27 protein-coding genes are annotated in these 22,346 nt (G+C 34.9%); 19 read left to right on the top strand and 8 right to left on the bottom strand.

Annotated features, from left to right (window positions below; all coding sequences use genetic code 11):
- Positions 1 to 8: 8 nt before the first annotated feature.
- The 13 genes from HY04AAS1_RS01710 to HY04AAS1_RS01655 all read left to right on the top strand — a co-directional run bounded on the left by HY04AAS1_RS01710 (position 9) and on the right by HY04AAS1_RS01655 (position 9,713).
- Positions 9 to 1,157 (top strand): 4Fe-4S dicluster domain-containing protein, encoded by a 1,149-nt coding sequence (locus HY04AAS1_RS01710; RefSeq protein ID WP_012513383.1) that lies wholly within the window; start codon positions 9 to 11, stop codon positions 1,155 to 1,157.
- 11 nt (positions 1,158 to 1,168) lie between these two features.
- Positions 1,169 to 2,020, top strand: a complete 852-nt coding sequence (locus HY04AAS1_RS01705) for an ethylbenzene dehydrogenase-related protein (RefSeq protein ID WP_012513382.1) — start codon at positions 1,169 to 1,171, stop codon at positions 2,018 to 2,020.
- A 1-nt stretch (position 2,021) separates the two neighbouring features.
- The gene (locus HY04AAS1_RS01700; RefSeq protein ID WP_012513381.1) at positions 2,022 to 2,690 is read left to right on the top strand and encodes a molecular chaperone TorD family protein; all 669 of its coding nucleotides are present in this window, start codon (positions 2,022 to 2,024) and stop codon (positions 2,688 to 2,690) included.
- 142 nt (positions 2,691 to 2,832) lie between these two features.
- The gene (locus tag HY04AAS1_RS01695; RefSeq protein ID WP_012513380.1) at positions 2,833 to 3,147 is read left to right on the top strand and encodes a DUF2703 domain-containing protein; all 315 of its coding nucleotides are present in this window, start codon (positions 2,833 to 2,835) and stop codon (positions 3,145 to 3,147) included.
- 55 nt (positions 3,148 to 3,202) lie between these two features.
- Positions 3,203 to 3,877, top strand: coding sequence for a PspA/IM30 family protein (locus tag HY04AAS1_RS01690; RefSeq protein WP_012513379.1), 675 nt, complete (start codon positions 3,203 to 3,205; stop codon positions 3,875 to 3,877).
- On the top strand, positions 3,874 to 4,017 hold the full coding sequence (locus HY04AAS1_RS08475; protein WP_012513378.1) for a hypothetical protein: 144 nt from the start codon (positions 3,874 to 3,876) through the stop codon (positions 4,015 to 4,017). Before HY04AAS1_RS01690 ends, HY04AAS1_RS08475 begins: the two co-directional genes overlap by 4 nt.
- On the top strand, positions 4,014 to 5,063 hold the full coding sequence (locus HY04AAS1_RS01685) for a tetratricopeptide repeat protein (protein WP_012513377.1): 1,050 nt from the start codon (positions 4,014 to 4,016) through the stop codon (positions 5,061 to 5,063). The genes HY04AAS1_RS08475 and HY04AAS1_RS01685 overlap by 4 nt, the downstream gene beginning before the upstream one ends.
- Before the next feature lie 2 nt (positions 5,064 to 5,065).
- Positions 5,066 to 6,241 carry a pitrilysin family protein gene (locus HY04AAS1_RS01680; RefSeq protein ID WP_012513376.1) on the top strand — a complete coding sequence of 392 codons (1,176 nt, stop codon included), beginning with the start codon at positions 5,066 to 5,068 and terminating at the stop codon, positions 6,239 to 6,241.
- Positions 6,241 to 6,486, top strand: coding sequence for a hypothetical protein (locus tag HY04AAS1_RS01675; protein ID WP_012513375.1), 246 nt, complete (start codon positions 6,241 to 6,243; stop codon positions 6,484 to 6,486). The genes HY04AAS1_RS01680 and HY04AAS1_RS01675 overlap by 1 nt, the downstream gene beginning before the upstream one ends.
- The gene (locus HY04AAS1_RS01670; RefSeq protein ID WP_012513374.1) at positions 6,473 to 7,834 is read left to right on the top strand and encodes an NAD(P)/FAD-dependent oxidoreductase; all 1,362 of its coding nucleotides are present in this window, start codon (positions 6,473 to 6,475) and stop codon (positions 7,832 to 7,834) included. Before HY04AAS1_RS01675 ends, HY04AAS1_RS01670 begins: the two co-directional genes overlap by 14 nt.
- 10 nt (positions 7,835 to 7,844) lie before the next feature.
- Entirely contained in the window at positions 7,845 to 8,708 is an 864-nt protein-coding gene (gene argB, locus HY04AAS1_RS01665; RefSeq protein ID WP_012513373.1) for an acetylglutamate kinase, read from the top strand.
- A complete protein-coding gene (locus tag HY04AAS1_RS01660; protein ID WP_012513372.1) occupies positions 8,705 to 9,121 on the top strand; it encodes a molybdopterin-guanine dinucleotide biosynthesis protein B in 417 nt (138 codons plus the stop codon). Before argB ends, HY04AAS1_RS01660 begins: the two co-directional genes overlap by 4 nt.
- Positions 9,105 to 9,713, top strand: a complete 609-nt coding sequence (locus HY04AAS1_RS01655; protein WP_012513371.1) for a chromosome segregation and condensation protein ScpA — start codon at positions 9,105 to 9,107, stop codon at positions 9,711 to 9,713. Before HY04AAS1_RS01660 ends, HY04AAS1_RS01655 begins: the two co-directional genes overlap by 17 nt.
- Here HY04AAS1_RS01655 and thrC read toward each other — a convergent pair.
- Genes thrC through HY04AAS1_RS01630 form a run of 5 tightly spaced genes read right to left on the bottom strand, consistent with a single transcriptional unit; the run spans position 9,710 to position 13,449 of the window.
- Positions 9,710 to 10,768, bottom strand: a complete 1,059-nt coding sequence (gene thrC / locus HY04AAS1_RS01650) for a threonine synthase (protein WP_012513370.1) — start codon at positions 10,766 to 10,768, stop codon at positions 9,710 to 9,712. The genes HY04AAS1_RS01655 and thrC overlap by 4 nt on opposite strands.
- Positions 10,769 to 10,817: 49 nt before the next feature.
- A complete protein-coding gene (locus tag HY04AAS1_RS01645; RefSeq protein WP_012513369.1) occupies positions 10,818 to 11,390 on the bottom strand; it encodes a polyphenol oxidase family protein in 573 nt (190 codons plus the stop codon).
- On the bottom strand, positions 11,390 to 12,259 hold the full coding sequence (gene ricT / locus HY04AAS1_RS01640) for a regulatory iron-sulfur-containing complex subunit RicT (RefSeq protein WP_012513368.1): 870 nt from the start codon (positions 12,257 to 12,259) through the stop codon (positions 11,390 to 11,392). The genes HY04AAS1_RS01645 and ricT overlap by 1 nt, the downstream gene beginning before the upstream one ends.
- A 10-nt stretch (positions 12,260 to 12,269) precedes the next feature.
- A complete protein-coding gene (locus HY04AAS1_RS01635) occupies positions 12,270 to 13,136 on the bottom strand; it encodes an aspartate/ornithine carbamoyltransferase (RefSeq protein WP_012513367.1) in 867 nt (288 codons plus the stop codon).
- A 1-nt stretch (position 13,137) separates the two neighbouring features.
- A complete protein-coding gene (locus HY04AAS1_RS01630) occupies positions 13,138 to 13,449 on the bottom strand; it encodes a rhodanese-like domain-containing protein (protein WP_012513366.1) in 312 nt (103 codons plus the stop codon).
- Positions 13,450 to 13,764: 315 nt separating this feature from the next.
- On the opposite strand from HY04AAS1_RS01630, the gene HY04AAS1_RS01625 reads away from it, so the two are divergent.
- On the top strand, positions 13,765 to 15,246 hold the full coding sequence (locus tag HY04AAS1_RS01625; protein WP_012513365.1) for a hypothetical protein: 1,482 nt from the start codon (positions 13,765 to 13,767) through the stop codon (positions 15,244 to 15,246).
- A 156-nt stretch (positions 15,247 to 15,402) separates the two neighbouring features.
- Here HY04AAS1_RS01625 and HY04AAS1_RS01620 read toward each other — a convergent pair whose 3' ends face one another.
- Positions 15,403 to 15,747: a c-type cytochrome gene (locus tag HY04AAS1_RS01620; RefSeq protein ID WP_012513364.1), complete on the bottom strand. Its 345-nt coding sequence runs from the start codon at positions 15,745 to 15,747 to the stop codon at positions 15,403 to 15,405.
- Between the two features lie 175 nt (positions 15,748 to 15,922).
- Between HY04AAS1_RS01620 and HY04AAS1_RS01615 the strand changes: the two genes are divergently transcribed.
- From HY04AAS1_RS01615 to rlmB, 5 genes are all read left to right on the top strand, one after another.
- On the top strand, positions 15,923 to 16,591 hold the full coding sequence (locus tag HY04AAS1_RS01615) for a hypothetical protein (protein ID WP_012513363.1): 669 nt from the start codon (positions 15,923 to 15,925) through the stop codon (positions 16,589 to 16,591).
- 70 nt (positions 16,592 to 16,661) lie between these two features.
- Positions 16,662 to 17,996: an MATE family efflux transporter gene (locus HY04AAS1_RS01610; protein ID WP_012513362.1), complete on the top strand. Its 1,335-nt coding sequence runs from the start codon at positions 16,662 to 16,664 to the stop codon at positions 17,994 to 17,996.
- Positions 17,989 to 18,339 carry a hypothetical protein gene (locus HY04AAS1_RS01605; protein ID WP_012513361.1) on the top strand — a complete coding sequence of 117 codons (351 nt, stop codon included), beginning with the start codon at positions 17,989 to 17,991 and terminating at the stop codon, positions 18,337 to 18,339. The genes HY04AAS1_RS01610 and HY04AAS1_RS01605 overlap by 8 nt, the downstream gene beginning before the upstream one ends.
- A complete protein-coding gene (gene kdsB / locus HY04AAS1_RS01600; RefSeq protein ID WP_012513360.1) occupies positions 18,336 to 19,067 on the top strand; it encodes a 3-deoxy-manno-octulosonate cytidylyltransferase in 732 nt (243 codons plus the stop codon). Before HY04AAS1_RS01605 ends, kdsB begins: the two co-directional genes overlap by 4 nt.
- Positions 19,061 to 19,816 carry a 23S rRNA (guanosine(2251)-2'-O)-methyltransferase RlmB gene (rlmB, locus tag HY04AAS1_RS01595; RefSeq protein ID WP_012513359.1) on the top strand — a complete coding sequence of 252 codons (756 nt, stop codon included), beginning with the start codon at positions 19,061 to 19,063 and terminating at the stop codon, positions 19,814 to 19,816. The genes kdsB and rlmB overlap by 7 nt, the downstream gene beginning before the upstream one ends.
- Here the strand turns inward: rlmB and HY04AAS1_RS01590 are convergent.
- Positions 19,786 to 20,676 (bottom strand): hypothetical protein, encoded by an 891-nt coding sequence (locus tag HY04AAS1_RS01590; protein ID WP_012513358.1) that lies wholly within the window; start codon positions 20,674 to 20,676, stop codon positions 19,786 to 19,788. The genes rlmB and HY04AAS1_RS01590 overlap by 31 nt on opposite strands.
- On the bottom strand, positions 20,673 to 22,334 hold the full coding sequence (locus HY04AAS1_RS01585) for a methyl-accepting chemotaxis protein (RefSeq protein WP_012513357.1): 1,662 nt from the start codon (positions 22,332 to 22,334) through the stop codon (positions 20,673 to 20,675). Before HY04AAS1_RS01585 ends, HY04AAS1_RS01590 begins: the two co-directional genes overlap by 4 nt.
- Positions 22,335 to 22,346 lie beyond the last annotated feature (12 nt).

Genomic DNA, 22,346 nt, shown 5'->3' with positions numbered 1-22,346 from the left:
TTTGAGCTATGCCTAAAGTTTACAATTGGCAACTTAATAGAGAAGTAGAGTATCTGTATGATGAAGCAAAACCAAAAAGGCAGTTTGCCATGATAATGAATATCAACAAATGTATTGGATGCCAGACATGTACTATGGCTTGTAAAACTACTTGGAGTGTGGGGAGGGGCCAAGAATATATGCTGTGGAACAATGTAGAAACAAAACCGCACGGTTTTTATCCACTGGGATGGGATGTTCATCTTATGGAGGAGCTTGATAAGGCCGGTGTTAAACAAGAATGGGAAAATGGGACATATAAAGGGAAAACGATAATAGAGGCTGCTCCTTCCGGAGAAAGAACGCTTGGATGGTTGCCTGAAGATCTTGATTGGGCAAACCCAAACATCGGTGAAGATGAAACTACGGAGCCTGTAGACATAGGTACAATTGTAGAAAAATTCCCAAGCCCTATATGGATGTTTTATTTACCTAGGATATGCAATCATTGTTCTTATCCCGCTTGTTTAGCAGCATGTCCAAGAAAAGCTATATACAAAAGACAAGAAGATGGGATAGTCCTCATAGACCCAGAAAGATGCGAAGGGTATCAAGAATGCGTGAGAGCCTGCCCTTACAAAAAATCTATGTTCAATCAGGTAGTCGGAATCTCACAAAAATGCATAGGGTGTTTCCCAAAAGTAGAGCAAGGACTGATGACTCAATGTGTCACCACATGCATAGGACACGTAAGGATAATGGGTTTTATAAATGAACCAGATCATATAGTAGAGGATAATCCAATAGATTTTTTAGTGCACGTTAAAAAGGTAGCGCTACCACTCTATCCACAAACGGGTATGCAACCAAATGTATATTATATCCCGCCTATTACGGTACCGCTTAAATACCTTAGACAAATGTTTGGTCCAGGTGCTGACCACGCTGTGGAAACTTATAAGAGAATGCGAGAAGGCAAAGAACCAGAACTACAGGCTTTACTACTGCTGTTTGGTGCCACAGAATATATACCCCATAAGTTTAAAGTAGAAGATGGATTTGTATCGGCATTTGATGAAAACGGTAAGGAACTTGTAAGAGTACCTCTTACAGAACCAATAATAGAAAGACCTGCTTACGATCCAAAGCTTGGTGTTACAAGGCAAGATATATCATGAGGAGGTGTAATATGAATCGCTATCTTTTGTTTAGTTTATTGATTTTTACTTCAATGAGCTTATCTTTTGGCCAAGAGCTAATTTCAAAATCCGTTGAAGGTGAAATACCTTTAAATCCCATGGCAGATATATGGAACAAAGCACCATCTACAACAATTCAGCTATCTGGCCAGGCCATTGTGGCTCCAATGGATCTAAACCCAGCTACTAAATCTATTACAGTTAAAAGCATACATAACAGTAAATATATAGCATTCTTACTATCCTGGAGCGATCCTCACCCCAGTACGTTTAGGGTAAATGATAAGTTTTCCGATGCTGTAGCTTTAGAAGTTCCATTAAAACCTGATAACACTACACCTATTACGATGGGAGGCAACGGCAAAGAAGTTGTGATACTTCAATGGGCAGCCTATAGACAATACAATATCACCAAAGGCTTTGCCGATATTCCTAAAATAGAACCCTACTATTACACTGGATACATCTACCCACAGGCTAAACCACCTTATGCCTATCCAAAAGATTGGAACAACAAGTATGCACAGGATTATGTTGGTGGTAAAGTACCTTATTGGAAGAATACGAGAGATACAAGCGTAATAGAATTTATAGCGGACGGTTATACCACAACTACTTGGAGAAAGCACCAAGAGGCTAAAGGTGTAGGTGTATATAAAAATGGCAAATGGTATGTAGAAATAATAAGACCTTTTAACATAAAGGGTGCTTTGAATCCAGAGTGGGGACCGAACTCTAAAACGTTTATAGATTTTGCAGTTTGGCAAGGCTATGCAAAAGAAAGAGATTCCAGGAAGGCTATAAGTTATGCGTGGATTCCACTTATAATAGAGGGTAAGTGATATGGAGAACGATGTTATATTAGAAATGAGCAAAGCTTTCGTTTTGAGCTATATCTCAAGGGCTTTTACTTATCCTACAGAAGATCTTATAAATACGCTAATAGAGGCTGTAGATGATCTTAAAGCGTGTTTAAAAGTGATAAATGTAGATTTTGATGTTATCGAGATTGAGCGTGTCGTGAAAAGTTCAAATGTAAGCGATTTGCAATATGACTATGAGAATATGTTTTTGTTGGCTTTAAAAGCCCCAATATCAGAAACGGCTTATGAGCTTGATAAAACTTCTCGAAGAGCTTATGAAATGGCTGATATTTGTGGATTTTATAAAGCTTTTGGGACAGAAGCTCAAACTGGAATAGAACCAGATAGCTTACCCACAGAATTGGAGTTTTTATCTATTTTGTTGCAAAAGAAGATTTTAACAGATGATATGGAAAATAAGCAAATATGTGATAAGGCTTATAAGGATTTCCTAAAAGATCATGTCGGAAGATGGTATGAGCTGTTTTGTATGTTGGTAAACCAAAATGGAACTATAGCTTTCTATAAAATCATGGCAAACCTAACAAAAAAGATATTGGATAAAGAAACATCTGGTCTTAAAATACAAAAGCTATACGATTACAAAGAGGAAACACTCATTGGAAGTACTTGGAACTGTATAAAGTAACTAAAGTCCCTATAGAAGCTTCCTGGAAAACCTATCAAAAACTTACAAATATTTTTTTGAATATACTATAATTAAAAGATGATGTTTCTTTGGCTTTTAAGCATAAATAGAAAACGGAATATTTAAAGATAAGGAGCCTAATATGAGTATAGAAAAAATAGAGTTTTTGTTTTTCCAAGGATGCCCAAACTCTGAACCCACATATAAAAATCTAATGGAGGCTTTGAAAGAGCTAAACATAAATATACCCGTAAAGAGTATAGATGTGAAAGATTTAGAAATCGCTCAAAAAGTTAGGTTTATGGGATCACCGTCTATATATGTAAACGGCATAGATATATATACAGACAAAACACCAGACCAGATATCATACTCTTGTAGGACTTTCAATATAAATGGTAATATAAGCGGTATTATACCAAAAGAGTTTATAAAAGAAAAACTGAAAGTTTTTTAATAACTCACACATATTTTATTTTAAATAATAGATTATAATTAAAAGGAGGTTTTTTATGAGCTTTTTAGAAAATTTAATGACTCAAGTTAAAGGAGCTTTGAACGATGCTTTGGATAAAGCTTCAGAACCAGGAAGAACTGCAAGACAAGTCATAAGGGATTTGGAAGAGCAGATAGAAAAAGCCAACGCCAGTATGGTAAACGTTATGGCTGAGTACGAGCTCTTAAAACAGAAAAAAGCTCAATATGACGAAGAGGCAAACGACTGGCACGAAAAAGCCAAAAAAGCACTTCAAGCAAACAGAGAAGATTTGGCAAAAAAAGCTTTAGAGCAAGAGCAAGAGGCCAAAAAGCAATCTGAAGTTTATCAAAAACAAATTGATGCTTTGGAACCATCTATAAACGAGCTAAAAGCCAAAATACAAGAACTAAAAAACAAAAAACAAGAATTAGAGTCAAAAGCAGATATGCTAAGCACAAGGTACGAAGTGGCAAAAGCCCAAGAAAAGGCTTCCGAGATCACCACTGGCATAGGTGATTCTCACGCTAAAGAAAAGCTTGACTCTGTTGAAGAAAAAGTCCTAAAAGAAGAGGCAAAGGCAAAAGCTGTGAAAAACATAGAAGATGAACAAACTGGAACGGATATAGAAAAAGAATTTGAAAACCTTGACAAAAAAACCACAGTAGACGATAGCTTAGAAGCTCTTAAAAAAGAAATGGGACTAAAATGATAGGACAAATCGTTATACTTGTTATCGTATTGGCAATAGGTATCATTGTATGGAAGTTAATGAACCTTCTCATGTTTGGGGCATTTTTGTTTGCGGTGTTTTTGGCTTTTAGTATAGGAAGAAAAAGGCTTCATACATGAAAAAATATATACTTTTATTGCTGGTGATATTTAGTTTAGGTTTTTCGCAGGTATTGCCAAAACCCTCTGATATAGCCAAAGAAGTTCAAGCTGGGCACTATCAAAAAGCAGAAGATCTTTTAAAAGAAGTCTTGCAAAAAGACCCAAACTCCGCAAAAGCCCATTATATGCTCTCTCAAGTTTACTACATTGAAGGAAAATACAACAAAGCTCTAAATGAGTTAAGCATAGCAAAAAAACTTGACCCTTCAGAGTCATTTGCCCATAAAGGTTATTTAAAAAATTACGAAAGGGATTTAGAAAAATCTGTCAAAGTCAAAAAGGGTACTTTTGGAGGTGCTATGATATTTTTCTTAATAGGTGGTTTACTGATAGTGGGGGCTGTATTTTTGTACATGTCAAACAAACTTACAAACAAAAGCAATCAAGATATAAAGACAAAGCTTATGCAAGAGCTTACGTTGTATCTTGAGAATGTTGAAAAGGTGAAAACAAAACTATCTATAGATTTGGTGTCTTTAAAAGACGATGATCCAGCCAAAAAAGATTTATCAGACAGATTAAACGAACTAAGCGAAATAAAACAAAATATGATAGATTTACTTCAAAAGCTTAAAAACAACGAAATTCAAGACATAGAAGGCTCCTATATATATTTTGAAAATCTAAAAGACAAGCTAAAAGAAGTGGCTACAGGTGTTAAAAACACCTATGAAAACCATGATGATCTGAAAAACCTTCAAAATACAAATACCCAGCAAAACTATCAAAACCAGCAACCTATAGGACCTGGCATGATGGGTGGTGGGATGTCTTTTATGGACTTGCTTGGCATGATGGCGATGGGCTCTTTGATGGGCTCTATATTTAGCGGTGGTTTTGGAGGAGGCTTTGGCATGGGTTCCAACTATTACAACGAACCGCCCATAGATAACACACAAGACATAACAAACCAAGATACAGACAACAACGTAGATTTTAATGGCGGAAACGATTGGGGTTCTGATGGAGATATAGATACAAATCAAGATGATTCTTGGAGTTAAATATGGAAAACTTTACATACCATGATCCAAAATCTGATTTTGATATAGTAGCTATAAACATCTTTTTAAAAGATGGTGCTATGGATGAGCCTATAAAAGGCCTTACAAACATCACCACATCACTAATGGGTAAAAAAACCACTTCTAAAACATCACAAGAGATAAACGAGATTTTTGAATCTGTAGGCGGGTTTTTGAGATTTAAAACCTACGGAGATTTTATAAATATATCGATAGCCACAAAAAAACATGTGCTAAAAGAAGCTACAAAAACCCTTAAAGAAGTACTAACAGATAGCATATTTGAAGAAGATGCGTTAGAAATAGAAAAACAACACGCACTATCTACTATAAAATCAAGAAGAGAAAGACCTTTTGATTTTGCTTTTGATAATTTAAGAAAAATACTTTACAAAAATACACCCTATGAGATATCAAGCTTAGGCACTGAAGATAGTGTAAAAAGTATATCCCTTGAAGATGTTAAAAAAAGATACGCCGATATATTAACCCAAGAACCTATAATAAGCGTAGTAGGAGATAACTTAGAAAATGAAGATATTGAAACTATAAAACGCATATCTGATGTTTTTTCTAAAAGCCAAGAAACAAAGCCTATAAATGTATGTCCTAAAGTAGATAACTCCGATGTACTTGATATAGAAAGAGGCGGAACCCAAGCTAGCGTTATGTGTGGATACGATGCTCCTTTGCCAATAGATAAAAATGAGTATTTTGCTTTTAAAGTACTAAATGCAATCCTTGGAAACGGTATGAGCTCTGTACTTTTTAAGATTTTAAGAGAAGAAAAAGGTTATGCGTATGCGGTAAATAGCTCTATTTCTACAAATATTTATTGCTCTAAGATGATAGCTTATATAGGAACATCTGTAGAAAAATCTCAAAGCGCTTTAGAAGACCTTAACGACATCATCAAAAACCTTGAAATCGATGAAGAGGATATAACACTTGCCAAACAAAAGCTAATAGGTAATTTTTCTTTGGAGCATCAAACGAGGTTTAGCAAATCTTACACTATGGGATATTATGAGCTTATAGGGCTTGGTAAAGATGCAGTTTTTGATTACGAAAATCTTGTAAACAAAGTCTCCAAAGAAGACATAGAGCATGTTTATAAAACATATATAAATCATCACAAATGCGTAGTGGTTAAATAGTGAAAAAAGACTCAAGGATATACAAATATATAAAAACACTTATTACCAACAAAAAATATCTTACCACAGAAGATATTATGCTTATGCTTGAAAAATATTATCATCTTCCTATAAAGATTCCAGGCGTTTTTTACAAATACAAAAAATTGATAAAAGACATAAGACAAGAGGTTTACAAAGAACGAAGAAAGAATAAAATTAAAGATACCAAAAAGGATAGGAGTAAGGAAGATGAAAGAATATGACATAGTTATATTTGGAGCCGGGTCTGGTGGTTATGAAGCTATGCTCCATGCCAAAAGATACGGCATGCACGTTGCTATGATAGATATATCAGAAAAAACCATAGGTGGCAATTGCCTAAATAGAGGCTGTATACCATCCAAATATATGAGATTTGGTGCTAAACTAAGAGAGCATCTTTCAAGGGGTATAAAATACGGTATCAAGATAAACAGCCAAGATATAGACTGGCTTGCTTTTAAAGAGCATAGGGACAACGCCGTCAGCGACATAAGGGAAAGTTTCAAAGCTTATGCTAAAAGCTTAAAAATAGATATATACTATGGAAAAGGTAGATTTAAAGACAACAACACTATAGAAACCACAAAAGAAGATGTAATAAAAGGCAAATATATACTTCTTTCTACTGGTTCTTCTGTGGTTAGCATACTTCACTACGACAAAACAAAGTTTAAAATATACAACACGGATACCATCTGGGGTATCACAGAAAAACCAAAATCAGTTCTCATAGTAGGGGCTGGTGTAGTGGGTGTGGAATTTGCATATATATTTAGAATGTATGATATAGATGTATATTTGGTAGATATTTCAAAAAGAATAATACCTTCAGAATCAGAAGATAGCGCTTCTTATCTTAGTAAAAAGCTTAAAAGCTTAGGTGTAAAGATATTTACTTCAAATACCATAGAAAATCTTATAGAAGAAGATGGTAAAAGAAAAGCTATTTTAAAAGACGGCACTATCATAGAATACGATATTATATTGGAAGCTGTTGGAAGGGCCCCAAACACAAAAGACATAGGTATAGAAAATACAGACATAGCTCTTACAGAAAAAGGATATGTAAAAATAGATGAATACGCCAAAACATCTGTAAACCATATATACGCCTGCGGTGATGTGACATCGCCTTTGATGCTTGCTCATAAATCTATGTACGAAGGAAGAACCGCTGTAGCCCATATAAACAACGATGCAGAAAAATTAGATTATAAGCTTGTGCCAAAGATTATATACTCAGCTTATGAAATTGCATCTTTTGGTATAAATATAGATCAAGCAGAAGATATGGAACTAGATTATGAAGTTGGTACTGCCACCTTTGCTAAAAACCCAAAAGCTATTATAGACGATGAAGCCGAAGGATACGCAAAGGTAATATACGATGCCAACACAAAAGAGATTTTAGGAGCAGAAATACTGGGACCTCAGGCTGGAGAGCTAATTCATCAAGTGGTACACATAGTAAAAGCTGGAAAAGACGTAGAGTTTTTGTCAAGATGCATGTATACTCATCCTTCTTTATCTGAAACTGTTGTTACGTCTTCTCAGAAAAAACTTTTATGAGGCTTTTAAGATGGAACAGCTTTTAGAAAAAGCCCTTATACTTCAAGAGGCACTACCTTTTATAAGAGATTTTTACGGCAAAGTTTTTGTAGTAAAATACGGCGGGGCTGCCATGGAAGAGGAGGAACTAAAACATTCTTTTGCAAAGGATATAGCCCTTCTTAGGTACGTAGGTATAAAGGTAGTGCTTGTGCATGGGGGTGGTAAAGACATTACAAACATGTTAAACAAGCTAAACATACAAACAGAATTTATAAACGGCATAAGAAAAACCGATAAAGAGTCTCTTGACGTGGCAAGGATGGTACTCATAGGAAAACTAAACAAAGATATAGTATCAATGCTAAATAAAGAAATGTCAAACATGCACGGGGCTATAGGACTCTCTGGTATAGATGCAAATCTTTTGATATGTACAAAATACTATCAAGACGGCGAAGATATAGGATATGTGGGAAAAGTAAAAACTGTAAATACAAAACTTATAAGGGAGCTTATACAGATGGACTATACCCCTGTTATAGCACCAATAGGCATAGACCCAGAATCAAATCAAATGTACAATGTAAATGCCGATATGGCAGCTACAGAAATCGCCTGTGAGCTTGGAGCTGAAAAACTTATATTTTTAACAGATACAGATGGTATTTTAGATAAAAGCGGTAAAACTATATCTTCTATACATAAAAACCAATACAAAGAGCTTATAGAAGATGGTACTATTACAAAAGGTATGATACCCAAGATAAACTCTGCCATAGATGCTATTTTAAGAGGCGTTAGAAAAGTGCATATAATAAACGGTAAAATAAAACACTCCATACTCATAGAAGTATTTACAAAAGAAGGTATAGGCACTGAAATATCCCTATGAAAGTCCTATCTTTTGTAGGATATCACAACAGCGGAAAAACCACCTTGATAGAGTATATTATCAAAAGCTTCCAAGACAAATACAAAATAGCCTACATAAAACACGACCCCAAAGGCCATGCTGTTTTTGATAAAGAAAACTCCGATACTTCAAGAATATTTAATATAAACCATCAAAGTGCTATTTTATCAAAAGACACGTTTGTTTTATACCAAAAGCCAAAAACCATAGAAGAAGCTATAAATTTTTTTAAAGATTACGATTTGATAATATTAGAAGGTTTTAAGTATATGGCTTTTCCTAAAGTAAAAGTAGGTGATATAAAAGAACCTTTAGAAAATATAGTTTATGAATATAACGGCGATAAAGAAGCGCTTAAAAAGTTTGTAGAAACTTATGTCAGTGGATTTTAAACTTCCAGAAGACCATCCGTTTAGCCTTTTGATACCGCTTGTAGAAGAGGGTAAAATTGACCCCTGGAGCATAGATATAGCAAATTTAGCACAACTTTACATAGAACAAATAAGAAACATGGAACTTCTTGATATGCGCATACCAGCAAATGCCCTTTCTGCTGCCACATTTTTATTTAAAAAAAAGCTTGAGATACTATTTCCAAAACCAAAAATACACCGTCAAAGACTCACGTTAAAAGAGCTTGTACAAATGTATGATGAATCTCAAACAGAACCCATAGATGAACCTAAAGAACAACAAAACACACCAAAAATACCAAAAGAAAGAAAAAAGTATACTCTCACAAAAGAAAGACATCGCTCTATTATGAAAAAACGCAAAATTCCTCTTCATAGATCCATATTAAAAGATGTGATAGAGCATCTAAAAGCTACCATAAATCAAAAACCAACGCTATACTTTTCTGAGATAGTAGAGAAAGACAAAGCCTCAGTCCAATTTACAGCCCTTATGTTTATCCAATACGACAAACATGCAGATATATATCAAAAAGAACACTACGGAGACATTATAATAGAAAAGCTTTAAATCTCTATAAGCTTCAAAACCTGGTTTAAATCTGGAGGTACTTCTATAGGGCTTTGGGCGGATTTCATAGCGGTATCTGGGTCTTTTAAGCCAGAACCCGTCAATGTGCAGACTACCACATCGCCTTCTTTAAAAATACCTTCTTTGGCGCTTTTAATAAAGCCTGCCACAGATGCAGCGGAAGCTGGTTCACAAAAAACCCCTTCACAAGAAGCCACAAGGTTGTAAGCGTAAAGTATCTCATCATCGGTAACCGCATCAATTTTACCGTTTGATTCTTTGGCGGCTTGGATGGCATTTCTCCAGCTGTAAGGATTGCCTATTTTTATAGCGGTGGCTATGGTTTGAGGGTTTTTTATAGGATAACCTTTTACTATAGGAGCCGATCCTTCTGCCTGATAACCCATCATAATGGGAAGTTTTTTTGATTTTCCTATAGCATGATACTCTTTATAACCTTTCCAATAGGCTGTTATGTTACCAGCGTTTCCAACAGGTATAAAATGATAAGTGGGAGCATCCCCTAAAGCATCTACTATTTCAAAGGCAGCGGTTTTTTGACCTTCTATACGATAAGGGTTTACAGAATTTACCACTTCTACTGGTAATATCTCACCTATTTTTCTTACTATAAACAAAGCATCATCAAAATTTCCAAGAAGCGCTATTACCTTGGCACCGTATATGATAGCTTGGGATAGTTTACCAAGAGCTACAGCACCTTTTGGAAGTACCACAAAAGCTTTCATACCAGCTCTTGCAGCGTAAGCAGCAGCCGAAGCTGAGGTATTGCCAGTGGATGCACATATAACGGCTCTTTTACCAGATTCGGCGGCTTTTGATATAGCCATTGTCATGCCTCTATCCTTAAAAGAACCTGTGGGGTTTAGGCCTTCAAACTTAAAATAAAGCTCCACCCCTACTTTTAGCATGTCTGGTATTCTTTGAGCTTTTATAAGAGGCGTGTTGCCTTCGTAAAGGGTTATAATAGGTGTCTTTTCAGAAACCGGCAAATATTCTCTATATGCGTGTATTAGTCCTTTCCAATATCCCATATCCAAATATTTTACCACACCGTTTATGTTTTATATACATAAAAGAGACTTACACCTTTTCTACAAAAACTGTTATCCTATCTTTTGTCTTATCTCTTCTATAGCTTGGAATTTCTTTGTTGCATATACTACATGTCTCATATATCAAAAGCTTAATATCTTTGTTAAGAGCTTTTAATTGATTTATAGCTTCTTTTTGTGTATCAAAAAATAGTTTGTTATCAACAACTTTTAAGCTTTTAAAATAGTCTTTAAATTCTGGTCCTACCTCATAACAGCATTCTTTAGCAGATGGACCTATAAAAGCAAAATAAGGTTTTTCTGAAAAGCTTTCAAACAGTAAAAAAGCATTTTTTAGTATGCCGTTGTAAAGTCCTCTCCAGCCAGCATGTATAGCTCCTACAAAGTTTTTGGATTTTAAAATTATAGGTACGCAATCGGCCGTTTTTATACCTACCTTAAAGTTTATCTTATCTGTTATAACACCATCGGCTTCTACGTTTTCAGTAAAACCCTTTATATAAACTACAACGTTTGAATGGATTTGTTTTGGTAAAAATACCTCTTGTGGGTTTTTTGTTATACCTATCTTAAAATCTTCAAACTCACCATAAAAAAGCATTAAGCTAAAGCTTCTTCAAAAACAACGCTTTGTTGATCCATGTTAGAAGCACAACATCCACCGCAAGAAGCACACTTTTTAACAGCTACTTCATAGCCTTCTGGCACAATATCCAAAATATTTACATTTATCTTTTCCTCTTGAGAGCTTAATGTTATAAGGTTTGTAAGTGGATCTATGTAAGAGATGGTGTATTCTTTACCGTCAAAACAAATATTTGTGCCTTCTGGGGGAAGTATATACTTTATTACATAGTTTATCTTCTCAAAAGACATGCAGCAAACAAGTTTACCACATGGACCTGTAAACTTTGAAGGAGACATGGGTAGGTTTTGCATTTGTATATCTTTTAAGTTTACAGATTCAAACACATCTATAAAGTTTGAACAACACGTCTTACATCCGCACATTCCAACGGCACCAAGCATCTGGACCGCATCTCTGGTGCCTATTTGTCTCATCTCAATTCTTTTTTTAATGGCTTTAGCCAAATCTTTTACAAATTGCCTAAAATCAATTCTTGTTTCAGCGGTATAAAAGAAGTAAGATTTTAAGCCGTCTATCGGAGTGTAAGCTTTTATAAATTTGAGAGATAGATTATGCTGTTTGGAAAGTTCTTTAGCTATTTTTATATAGCTTTGAGAAACTCTATCAAAGTGATGCATTTTAGATATATCTTGTTTTGTGGCTTTTCTTATAAAAAAAGAAGGTTTTACGTCGTAAAGCTTGTTAGATGCTCCCACCACCTTGGCAATATCCGTAGAGTCATCTTTGTTTATGATTACGTAAGAGTCTTTTGGTAAAACTTCATTTGCACCTTCCAAAAGGCCTATCTTGTTTGTGTCCATATATCTTATATATGTATACATAAACCATCTCCTATCCTAAAACATATTCTATCATAGCCATACGGACAAACACGCCGTTTTCTATCTGATTTGCTATCAAAGATTTATCTTTATACAACAAATCACCATCTATATCAACATCCCTATTTACAGGGCCAGGATGCATCAAAAATCCTCTTATCTTATTATACCTTTCTTTTGTTATACCATACATGTCAAAATAACTTTCTAAATTGTAAGCTTCTTTGTGTCTTTCTTTTTGAATGCGTAGAGCTATCACATGATGAGCCCAATCAATCGCCTCATCCAAATTTGTAAAAGCTTTGTCCATAAAAGGATAATCTTTTGGTATAAAGCTTGGATATCCACAAACACCTATATTTGCCCCTTCTAACTTGAAAAAGTAAGCTCCTGACCTAAACACTCTACTGTGGTAAACATCTCCTACGTATAGTATATTTTGATTTTCCAAACTATTTACTTTTTCTAAAAGCGTAAAAACATCAAGAAGACCCTGAGACGGATGCTCGTGCGTACCATCTCCAGCATTTATAAGGCCTATATCTATATTTAGAAGTGGCTCATAATCAAATACGATATCAGATGTACGAAAAACAACGATATCTATGTCAATCTTTTTAAAAGATAAAAGCGTATCAAAAAAACTTTCACCCTTTACAGCCGATGAAAAATTACCTTGTATATAATAAGTCTCACAACCCAAATTCTTGGCGGCTTTTTCAAAAGAAAGCCTTGTTCTTGTGGATGGTTCTTCAAAAAAAAGAGCACAAGATGCTTTGTAAGTGGGATATATCCTTTTTTCCTTAAACTCTTTAGCCCTATTTAATATAGTTTTGTATGTATCTTTTATGTTTTGGGCTTCTATTATATATTTCATATTAGCCTCTTTCTGTTTCGTAAGGCCAATTTAATATACCACCTATCATATTAAAAGCATCAAAACCAAGCTGTCTCAAAGCGTAAGTGGCAAAAGCGCTTCTGTTTCCACTTCTACACATTACAATATACTTCTTGTTCTTATCAAGCTCTTTAAACTTAAACCTAAGATCATCCACCGGTATTAGCACACTACCCGGTACCCTTATCTGTCTATACTCTTGAGGCGTCCTTACATCCAAAAGTACAGCGTTTGGATCTGATTCCAATATCTTCTTAGCTTCTTCAGGTGTAATCTCTGGTATATTAAACATCCACATTAAACCTCCAATTTCAAATATTATAATATACCTAAAGCCACAATAAATCAATCTGATAAATAAAATATTTTAAACCAAAATATGCAGATTTCATAGGTTTTAAAGATTAAATCCATCAAGCATAGATTTTTAGTTAGTAAATATAAACTTTTTTAAAATGAGAAACATAAGTAATAATTGTTATTAATTAATATCTGTTAGAAATTACAATAAAAGTAAATATACATTTACATGAAATATATAAATTTTATACTTTTTTTATAATTTAAGAGTAAAATGAAGTTATAGTGAACTTCAAAGGAGGTAGTTATGGATGGCAAAAAGTTGAAAAAACGGATGGTTTACGGGGCCTTGGGCCTTCTCTCGCTGGCGGTATTTGCGCCAAAATCAAGCTTTGCGATACCATCTTTTGCAAGACAGACAGGGCTTGCTTGCGATGTATGCCATACAGTATTCCCACACCTTACCCCATTTGGTAGAGAATTTAAACTCCACGGCTTCACCTACGATTACTCAGATCTTATCAAAATGGTAAGACAAGCTGCCAAAAAAAGAGCTGCAGAAGAGGGTGGTATGCCAAACCTAGTAATAAACAAGATACCTATGATAGCTGTTAGAATAGCTGGTATGTGGGCAAACCAAGATGGTGGTTCTGTGGTTCCTCACGGTAGAATAACTGATGGACAAGGTGCGTTTTCACAACCAGCTGGATATCCAACAAATGATACATTTAATCTTGTAAAAGATGACTCTTTGTATATAGCCGGTGAAATAACACCTCATCTTGGTGCATGGGTGGAAATAGGTGGATGGAACGATCACGGGGATGCTGCATCATTGGCAGGATATGACGCAATATTGAATGGTGGTGATCATACCGTTGATAACAAAAATTTTACTTACGGACTAAGCTTTGAAAACGTAGTAGGATTTGATGATGTAGGCCAAGCTGGACCCGGAAACTGGGGCGTACCGCTCATGAATCCTTTATCCACACACGGTACACTTTTTGATCCATTTAATGGTACGCCCATAGAAGGTGTCGAAGCTTACGCTATGCTTGGAGATTTTACAAACGGTGGTATATATGGCAACATAGGATTGTATGCTCCATCAACTGGAAATGATGAGGGAACAAACCCAGTTGCAACCGCAGGTAGTCTTCCTGCAAGCACTAGCTACAGCTGGGCCGGAGCAAAACATGTTGATGCTTATGTAAATGCAGAGTATTGGCTACCAGGGTTTAAAAACATATATTCTATGGTAGGTGCTTTTGGATACTTTGGTCAGGAAAAGATGGAAGGAGGCACAAATCCTTATGAATATAGCGATAACGTAAATGATTATGGCTTGGAAGCTCAGGCTCAGTATATAGGTGGTAAAAACCTTGTGGAGTTTTTTGGTGAAGTGCAAAAACAACACGATAGCGAATTTTATGGTGAGGATTATTGGACTGGCCAATTATATTCTACAGACGGCACTTCTGTAAATAGAACTGGTATAGCGTTAAAAGCTGATTATTACTACAAAAGAACATACGGTGTATATGTAAAGTATATGTATGCTAATTCAAGCCAAGTTCAAGACGTAGATTATTCAGGATATATAGTAGGTGTGTCTTGGTATCCATGGCAAAATGTAAGTGTCAAAGTTGAACGTATGATGTGGTCTAAATACCATCCAGGACAAGCAAATCCACAGTATAACAATGGAAATGTGCCATCTAATGGAAGTGCGCCATCTGCATCTGATTTTGATGTAACAGCTGTAAAAGTAGAGTATCTATTTTAACGTTGTTAGGGCTCTCAAAAGAGAGCCTTTTGTCTTTTCATAGCTTTATCCTCCTTGTAAAAGCCCTGTCCCATAGGGGGCTTTTGCAGCTTTTATACAACGTTATTGATATATATTAATATTATTATAAACCCCCAAAAAGGGGGCTCTTGGTGATTAATGAAGAGATAAGATAAATCTTGCAAGCTCTTCAGCTTGGGCTTGGGTAACGTTTTGAGGTGGCATAGGCACTGGACCCCATATGCCAGCATTTCCATTTTTAATCTTTTTTGCAAGGTCTGGGACGTATTTTAGGTTGTGGTGATATTTGGCTGCCACATCTTTCCAAGCGGGTCCTACTACTTTGTGGTCAATGGCATGACAGGCAAAACATCCCTTTTCCTGAGCCAGAGCTTGTGGGCTTATAGACCGTGGCAGACTTGTAGCCATTGCGCTTACCTGAGTTAATACTACTCCGGCCAAAGCCAGCAAACCCATCTTGGGTCTTAAAAGATTTTTCATAACATCTACCTCCTTTACTGGATATATAAATTATTTTATACCAAAATCATGAAAAAATGATGAAGATTTTAGAAAACGCATATGTGAATATTTACATATCACACTATAATTAGTATGTCATGTATCATTTATAATTTAGTAAATTAAGATTTATAATATGTGAAGGAGGTTTATTATGAAAAAAATATTAGCCTTATCATCTATCGTAGTTTTAGGGTCTTTGATAAGCTCTTGTGCCAGCACGGATGTGCAAAGTTTAGAATCAAGTGGATTTTTGTATCCTCATTCACAATCTAAATATATCATGGGAGCTCCAGCAAAAGCTTATAGCCCCAATCAAACCAAAATGGCTTCAACGACAAAACCCACATCCATAAACCCAAACGCTATAAACAACACAAAAACAGCCTCCACAAACAACAAACAAACACCGGTTCATTTAAAAAGAGAAATAGCTATTATAAATGCACCTTATCAAAGGGTATTTCAAGAGCTAATAAAGTTTTGCTCTTTAAACAACTATCATATACTAAAACAAAGCTATAAAGAGGGTCTTATAAAGTGTGATATCACTACAAACACAGCGCAGTTTTATGAAAATCAAACACCAAAAGAGGTATCGAAGTTTGTCTTAAATGCGCCTTCTTTGGGTGGTTTGGCAGCTTGGACACTCACTATGGATATGTTTATAACACCCGGCAACAATAAGACGATGATAGAGTTTGTACCAAAGTATTATGCAGTTAGCATGAATTCAAAAGGTAAACTTGTCTTGACATCAAACGGATATTTTGAAAACAGCGCTATAAGTTTTATAAATCAAGATTTAAAAAATTTCCCTTAGGTTTATAAGCTTTTAGAAAAAGCTAAATTCCAATATACTAAAAACGTTGCTATGCTATACTATTAAAATCTTGGAAGCAAACCTTATTGTTGATGAGTCTAAAAAATCAAGAGATATATTAAAGGCGGTGCTTAATGTCGCCACACCGGTAATTATCTCAAATTTACTTTACACCGTTGAAACGCTTGTATCGCTTCTTTTGGTGTCTCATCTTGGTAAAAGCGCTATAGCCGGTGTTGGTTATTCGATATCCATGATGTGGTTTGTTTATTCTTTGATGGCTCTAACTTACAACGGTACATCTATTATGGTGTCCCACAGAGTAGGAGCTGGTAAGCCGTTTTTTGATGTATTTTTAAGCGGTATGGTTTTATCGCTTTTATTATCAATACCAATTGCTCTTTTTGGCACAAAGTTTATACCAGAGCTTATGCTTTTGTTTGGGGCTAAAAAAGACATAGCAAACATAGCCACGATATACTTAAAACCCATATTTTTAGCGGCTTTTATACAGTTTGCCACAGAGGTGTTTTACGCTACATACAGCGGTATGGGTCAAACAAAATTTCCCTTTAAAGTATCTGTAATTATGAATATAACCAATATAGCAAGCTCTTATGTCCTTATAAACGGCAAGCTTGGTTTTAAGGCTTTTGGCATAGAAGGTGCTGCTTTTGGTATTGTGATATCTGAAGTGGTTGGATTTTTTATTTACGCTTATGTGCTCTTTGTTAATAAACCTTTTGGTAAACTTTCTTTTAAAAGCCTAAAAACTATTTTAGAGATGTTAAAACTTGGGATACCTGTTACAGTAGATAGGGGTCTTACAAGTTTGTCCTTCAATCTTTTTGTAGGGTTTGTAGCAAGATTTGGCAATACCATTTTGGCAGCCTATCAAATAGGCCTTAGATTAGAAAGCATATCTTTTATGATAGGTTATGCTTTAAGTATATCGGCAAGTGTATTGACTGGACAAAATTTTGGCGCTGGCAACATAAAAGGAGCTTTTAGAGGAGCTAAGGTAATTGCAAATTTTAGTGCTTTGGCAATGGGTATAGTTGGTCTTATGGTGATTATTTTATCAAAATATATGGCTATGATATTTACAAGCGATAAAAACATAATACACTATGCCGAAATATATCTTATTATGGTAGGTTTAACACAGGTGTTTTTGTCTTATAGCTTTGTTTTATCTGGGGCTATAAAAGGCTTAGGCAAAACTTACATACCTATGATTGTCAATATAGTATCGTTTTGGGTTTTTAGAATAATACCTATAGTTGTTATGTTAAAATATATCTTTAATCCATTCGTACCTTGGGTGTTTATGAGTGTTGAAACCGTAGCAAGGGCTATTTGTTTTTTGGTAGTATTTAAATATTTGGAGAAAAACTATGGATAATACACCAAAGATAAATGCAGAATTGGCGAAATTAACACAAACAATAGAAGAACAAAAGAAAATCATAGAAGGAAAAGACAAAACCATAGAAACGTTGAATAGAGAGCTTGTAAAGTGCAAGACTGAATATGAGCTTTTAGAAAAAAGATACAAAGAGACAAAACAAGAGCTCGACAACATACTAAAGATAGTAGAAGATGTAAAAGCTCTTATAAAATCAAAAGACCAATATATAAAATCTTTGGAAGAAGAGAAGAAAGGGCTTACTATCTTAAACATTGGGTTTTTTATCGCGGTACTTATCTTAATAGCCATCTTTATAGTCTTTTCTTTAAAATCATGAAAACGCTTATAGTAGTACCGGCTCGTATAAAATCCACAAGACTTAAAGATAAACCCCTTTTGAATATATGTGGTAAACCCCTTATAAGATGGGTGATTGAGCATCTCAAAAAAACAGGATTTGATATACTTCTTACATCAGACAGTGAAGAGGTTTACAACGCAGTAAAAGATTTGGATATAAACTTTGTAAAAACAAAAGAAGATTTACCCTCTGGAAGCGATAGGGTTTATGAGGCTTCAAAAGATTTTGATGTGGATTTTATTATCAATCATCAAGGGGATGAGATATTTTCATACAAAGAGGATATAGAAGCTCTTCTTAAAAGCCTACAAAACGCTCCTGTTTCAAGCTTATACACAAAGCTTGATATAGACTCACCAGCCAATGTAAAGCTTGTGCTTGATAAAGACTCAAACGCCCTTTATTTTTCAAGGGCTTTGATACCTTACAAAAGAAACGATATAACATCTATTTATCCACTCAAACATATAGGTATCTATGCTTTTAGAAAGAACATATTAGAAATGTTTGTAAAATTACCCCAAAGCACGTTGGAACAAATAGAGGGCTTGGAACAGCTTAGACTCTTAGAAAACAATATACCCATAAAAATGATTTATACAAAAAACTTTTACCACGGGATAGATGTAGAAGAAGACATAAATATTGTAAAGGAGATGTTAGAGTGTTTCAACGTGTTTCGGAAGGAGGTTGAAAAATGCTAAAGCACACTATGCAAAGTTATGTAATATGGGGAAGAAATCCAGTCATAGAAGCCCTTGTAGCTGGTCAATCTATGGAAAAAATACTTATAGCGCATGATTCAAAAGCACCAAAAGAGCTTTTAGACCTTGCCAAAGAAAGAGGTATAAAAGTCCAGATTGCACCAAGGCAAAAACTAGAGGAGCTTGCAAACACCAAAAAAACTCAGGGAGTTGTAGCCATACTAAGCCCTATCACCTATGTGCCAGAAGAAGAGCTTTTTAGAAAAACGATAGAAGAAAAAGGCTTTTTTGTAGTGCTTGATCATATAACAGACCCACAAAACGTAGGTTCTATAGCAAGGACTGTTGAAGTGTTTGGAGGTATAGGGCTTTTAATACCAAAAGATAGAAGTGCTCCTATAAATGCCGTTGTTGTAAAGTCTTCATCTGGTGCTATATTTCATCTTAAAATCTCAAAAACCCCAAGTATCAGCAAAGCTATAAAAACCTTTAAAGAGATGGGCGGATGGGTTTACGCTCTTGAAAAAGGCGGAAAAGATATAACGAAAGTAGATTTTGCATATCCTATGTGTATAGTGCTAGGTTCTGAAGGTGAAGGCGTATCAAAAAATGTATTAGAGCATTCGGATGTTAGAGTCTCCATACCCATGAAAGGCAAAGTAACATCTCTTAATGTAAGTGCAGCTGGAGCTATATGTTTATGGGAAGTTTATAAAAATCAAGAAAACACCGGAGCATCGAAAAAGTAATATCCAAGATAAGCTCTAAGATAGCGTTCCAAAGCGCTTATGGGGGCTAAATTTTGAGGAGCTCTTTGTTCATACAATGGACTTGATGCAAACTTTCTTAAAATAACACAAATTGCGTTAGCCAAATAAGAGGCTTCTTTTATATCCATACTTGCCAGCGTCTCAATTCTAACAAGCCCAGTTATATCGTTGTTTAATGTGGTATACCAAGTGTAGTAAAAGTTTTTTTGGTCTTGACTTGTGTAGTGTATAATAGGTGTTCTTTGAAAAGCCTTTATTTCATACAAAAGCTCCAAGTTTTGAGGATTTACAAAATATTTTCTGTGAGATTTAATAAACCCAAACACCAGCTCATTGCCCAAGCCTGAAAATGTAATAGGTAACGAGCCATCCCATATTATAAATCTTGTATGTGAATGCTTTATATAATCTATTAAAGTTTCGTATTCTAATTGTTTTAACAAAATAAGATGGTCCTGGTCTTTAGATACCAAATCGTATCTTGCGTTTTTTACAATGATTTGGTTTTTTGGTATTTCTTTGTCTGGTATTGCTATTTTCTTTGTTTTTATGCTTTTAAAAGCCTCAAAATCGTTATAAAAATTGGGCTTCATCTCACATATACCACTTGCCAAACTAAACAACCTACACCTAGCCTTGTTTTCTTTATAAAAAATTTCACTATCAAGTCTTACTATACCATCAAGAAAAGCTATGTCATCGGAAATATCAAAATCTTTAACCTCTATAAGAGTCCAATGAGAGGTCTCTATATATTCATCTATACCTTGCGCTGTCTCTTCCCATTGGTTTTCGTTTATTTTATCGCTGTCCCAAGAAGAGTTAAAAGCATCAATCATAGCTTAAATCTGTTAATAAATTGCTTTGAGCTATCTACAATGTTTTTTACAAACTCTGATTTGGTTTTTATATTTAAAATCTTTGCGGTGTTTCTTTCCGAAGATTCCTTTATGTTAAATACAGCATTTACTATTGCATTTAAAGCCACGTTTTGCTGCTCTATAGCTTTCGCTATCTGGCTTATGAGAATAGACATACTTTCAAAACCAGTTATTATAGTTTTAAACTCTTCTGTAGATTCTTGTGTAGCTTTTACCGTATCTTCGATAGCTTTTATAACTTCGTTTACCATAGAGCTTATTTCAGAAGCAGCTTCTTGAGTGTTGTTTGCTAGTTTTCTCACCTCATCGGCTACTACCGCAAACCCTCTTCCTTGTTCACCAGCACGGGCAGCCTCTATTGCAGCGTTTAAGGCTAAAAGATTTGTTTGCTCTGAGATATCTATTATTTTTTCTATAAATTCGGATATCCTTTTACCAGAATACATAATCTTTGAAGAAGCTTGACTTAAGGTTTCCATCTTTTCTTTGCTAGAAGCTATAGAATCATTCATAGATTTTGTAGAATTATCAAGTTTTTCTGTGTTATTTGATATATCCTTTAAAGTAGCGGAAAACTCCTCTATCATAGAGGATATAGCGTTAATCTCTTGGTTTTGTAAAGATATGTTTTCTGTTATATCTTTTATATCCCCTTCAAAAGACTCTACATGTGAAGCTATTTCATTAAAACTATCAACAGCTTTCTTTAAGCTTTTAGAAAGTTCATCTATGGCACTGTTTAGATTGTTTTTGATATTTTCAAATTCACCAGAGAAGTTTGACGATATTCTATATCTTAGATCACCTTGAGACAGATGTTTAGCTAAATCAAAAAGTTCACCAAAAATAGTTTTTAGCACGTTAGCCAAATTTCTATATGAAGATATAATGTTGCCTATTTCATCTTTAAAGTTAACATTTTTCAAGGCTTCAAGAGCCCCTGAAGAATCAGAAAAATCGCCATTAGACAAATGTGTTATAGAAGTGTCCATTTTAGAAAAAACATAAATATATTTTGAAAAGAACCTACTCATTATAAAAAATACCAAAACTATTACAATTAAATAGAGCGATGAAATAATGGCACCCAGAAAAAGACCTACGTTTCTAAATTTGTTCATATCCAATTTTAAAGTTATAGCTCCCAACACCGTGCCTTCTTTGACCTGATGGCACTGCAAACAGTTTATACCTTTATAAGGTCTTGCTATATAAGGTATTGTGATTCTAAAAGATGCGTTTTTTAGATTTTCGTCAAAAACATACATTGGCTTTCCCGCTTTAAGCACTTCATCATCTATTCTATCTCTTGGATTCTCGTTTTTAAAGCCGGGTCCAAACTGCTTGTCTACAGCTTCTCCTCTTATTACATAAACATCTTTTATACCCTTTATATATTTTGTCTCTTTTAATATAAACTCTCTATTTGCCATAGTTCCGTTTAGCATTTCAGAGTTTAAACCTATCCTTACAGTGTTTGCAGCTATGTTGGCAGTTTGTTTTGCAGCTTTTATAGATAATACTCTAGTGCTGTAAAGTGAAGCCACCGTGCTAGCTATCCATAAGAAAAGAAGCGCCAAGACTATCCTTATGTTTACTTTCGTCTTAAATTTCATAGAGATAATTTT

Source organism: Hydrogenobaculum sp. Y04AAS1 (assembly GCF_000020785.1).
GTDB lineage: Bacteria > Aquificota > Aquificia > Aquificales > Aquificaceae > Hydrogenobaculum.
Note: the sequence above shows the minus strand (reverse complement) of the source record. Positions and strands in the feature narration are given on the sequence as shown.

Coding starts and splice junctions, on each gene's coding strand:
- HY04AAS1_RS01710 (WP_012513383.1), top strand. CDS start 9: ATGCCTAAAGTTTACAATTGGCAACTTAATAGAGAAGTAGAGTATCTG.
- HY04AAS1_RS01705 (WP_012513382.1), top strand. CDS start 1,169: ATGAATCGCTATCTTTTGTTTAGTTTATTGATTTTTACTTCAATGAGC.
- HY04AAS1_RS01700 (WP_012513381.1), top strand. CDS start 2,022: ATGGAGAACGATGTTATATTAGAAATGAGCAAAGCTTTCGTTTTGAGC.
- HY04AAS1_RS01695 (WP_012513380.1), top strand. CDS start 2,833: ATGAGTATAGAAAAAATAGAGTTTTTGTTTTTCCAAGGATGCCCAAAC.
- HY04AAS1_RS01690 (WP_012513379.1), top strand. CDS start 3,203: ATGAGCTTTTTAGAAAATTTAATGACTCAAGTTAAAGGAGCTTTGAAC.
- HY04AAS1_RS08475 (WP_012513378.1), top strand. CDS start 3,874: ATGATAGGACAAATCGTTATACTTGTTATCGTATTGGCAATAGGTATC.
- HY04AAS1_RS01685 (WP_012513377.1), top strand. CDS start 4,014: ATGAAAAAATATATACTTTTATTGCTGGTGATATTTAGTTTAGGTTTT.
- HY04AAS1_RS01680 (WP_012513376.1), top strand. CDS start 5,066: ATGGAAAACTTTACATACCATGATCCAAAATCTGATTTTGATATAGTA.
- HY04AAS1_RS01670 (WP_012513374.1), top strand. CDS start 6,473: ATGAAAGAATATGACATAGTTATATTTGGAGCCGGGTCTGGTGGTTAT.
- argB (WP_012513373.1), top strand. CDS start 7,845: ATGGAACAGCTTTTAGAAAAAGCCCTTATACTTCAAGAGGCACTACCT.
- HY04AAS1_RS01660 (WP_012513372.1), top strand. CDS start 8,705: ATGAAAGTCCTATCTTTTGTAGGATATCACAACAGCGGAAAAACCACC.
- HY04AAS1_RS01655 (WP_012513371.1), top strand. CDS start 9,105: ATGTCAGTGGATTTTAAACTTCCAGAAGACCATCCGTTTAGCCTTTTG.
- thrC (WP_012513370.1), bottom strand. CDS start 10,768: ATGGGATATTGGAAAGGACTAATACACGCATATAGAGAATATTTGCCG.
- HY04AAS1_RS01645 (WP_012513369.1), bottom strand. CDS start 11,390: ATGCTTTTTTATGGTGAGTTTGAAGATTTTAAGATAGGTATAACAAAA.
- ricT (WP_012513368.1), bottom strand. CDS start 12,259: ATGTATACATATATAAGATATATGGACACAAACAAGATAGGCCTTTTG.
- HY04AAS1_RS01635 (WP_012513367.1), bottom strand. CDS start 13,136: ATGAAATATATAATAGAAGCCCAAAACATAAAAGATACATACAAAACT.
- HY04AAS1_RS01630 (WP_012513366.1), bottom strand. CDS start 13,449: ATGTTTAATATACCAGAGATTACACCTGAAGAAGCTAAGAAGATATTG.
- HY04AAS1_RS01625 (WP_012513365.1), top strand. CDS start 13,765: ATGGATGGCAAAAAGTTGAAAAAACGGATGGTTTACGGGGCCTTGGGC.
- HY04AAS1_RS01620 (WP_012513364.1), bottom strand. CDS start 15,747: ATGAAAAATCTTTTAAGACCCAAGATGGGTTTGCTGGCTTTGGCCGGA.
- HY04AAS1_RS01615 (WP_012513363.1), top strand. CDS start 15,923: ATGAAAAAAATATTAGCCTTATCATCTATCGTAGTTTTAGGGTCTTTG.
- HY04AAS1_RS01605 (WP_012513361.1), top strand. CDS start 17,989: ATGGATAATACACCAAAGATAAATGCAGAATTGGCGAAATTAACACAA.
- kdsB (WP_012513360.1), top strand. CDS start 18,336: ATGAAAACGCTTATAGTAGTACCGGCTCGTATAAAATCCACAAGACTT.
- rlmB (WP_012513359.1), top strand. CDS start 19,061: ATGCTAAAGCACACTATGCAAAGTTATGTAATATGGGGAAGAAATCCA.
- HY04AAS1_RS01590 (WP_012513358.1), bottom strand. CDS start 20,676: ATGATTGATGCTTTTAACTCTTCTTGGGACAGCGATAAAATAAACGAA.
- HY04AAS1_RS01585 (WP_012513357.1), bottom strand. CDS start 22,334: ATGAAATTTAAGACGAAAGTAAACATAAGGATAGTCTTGGCGCTTCTT.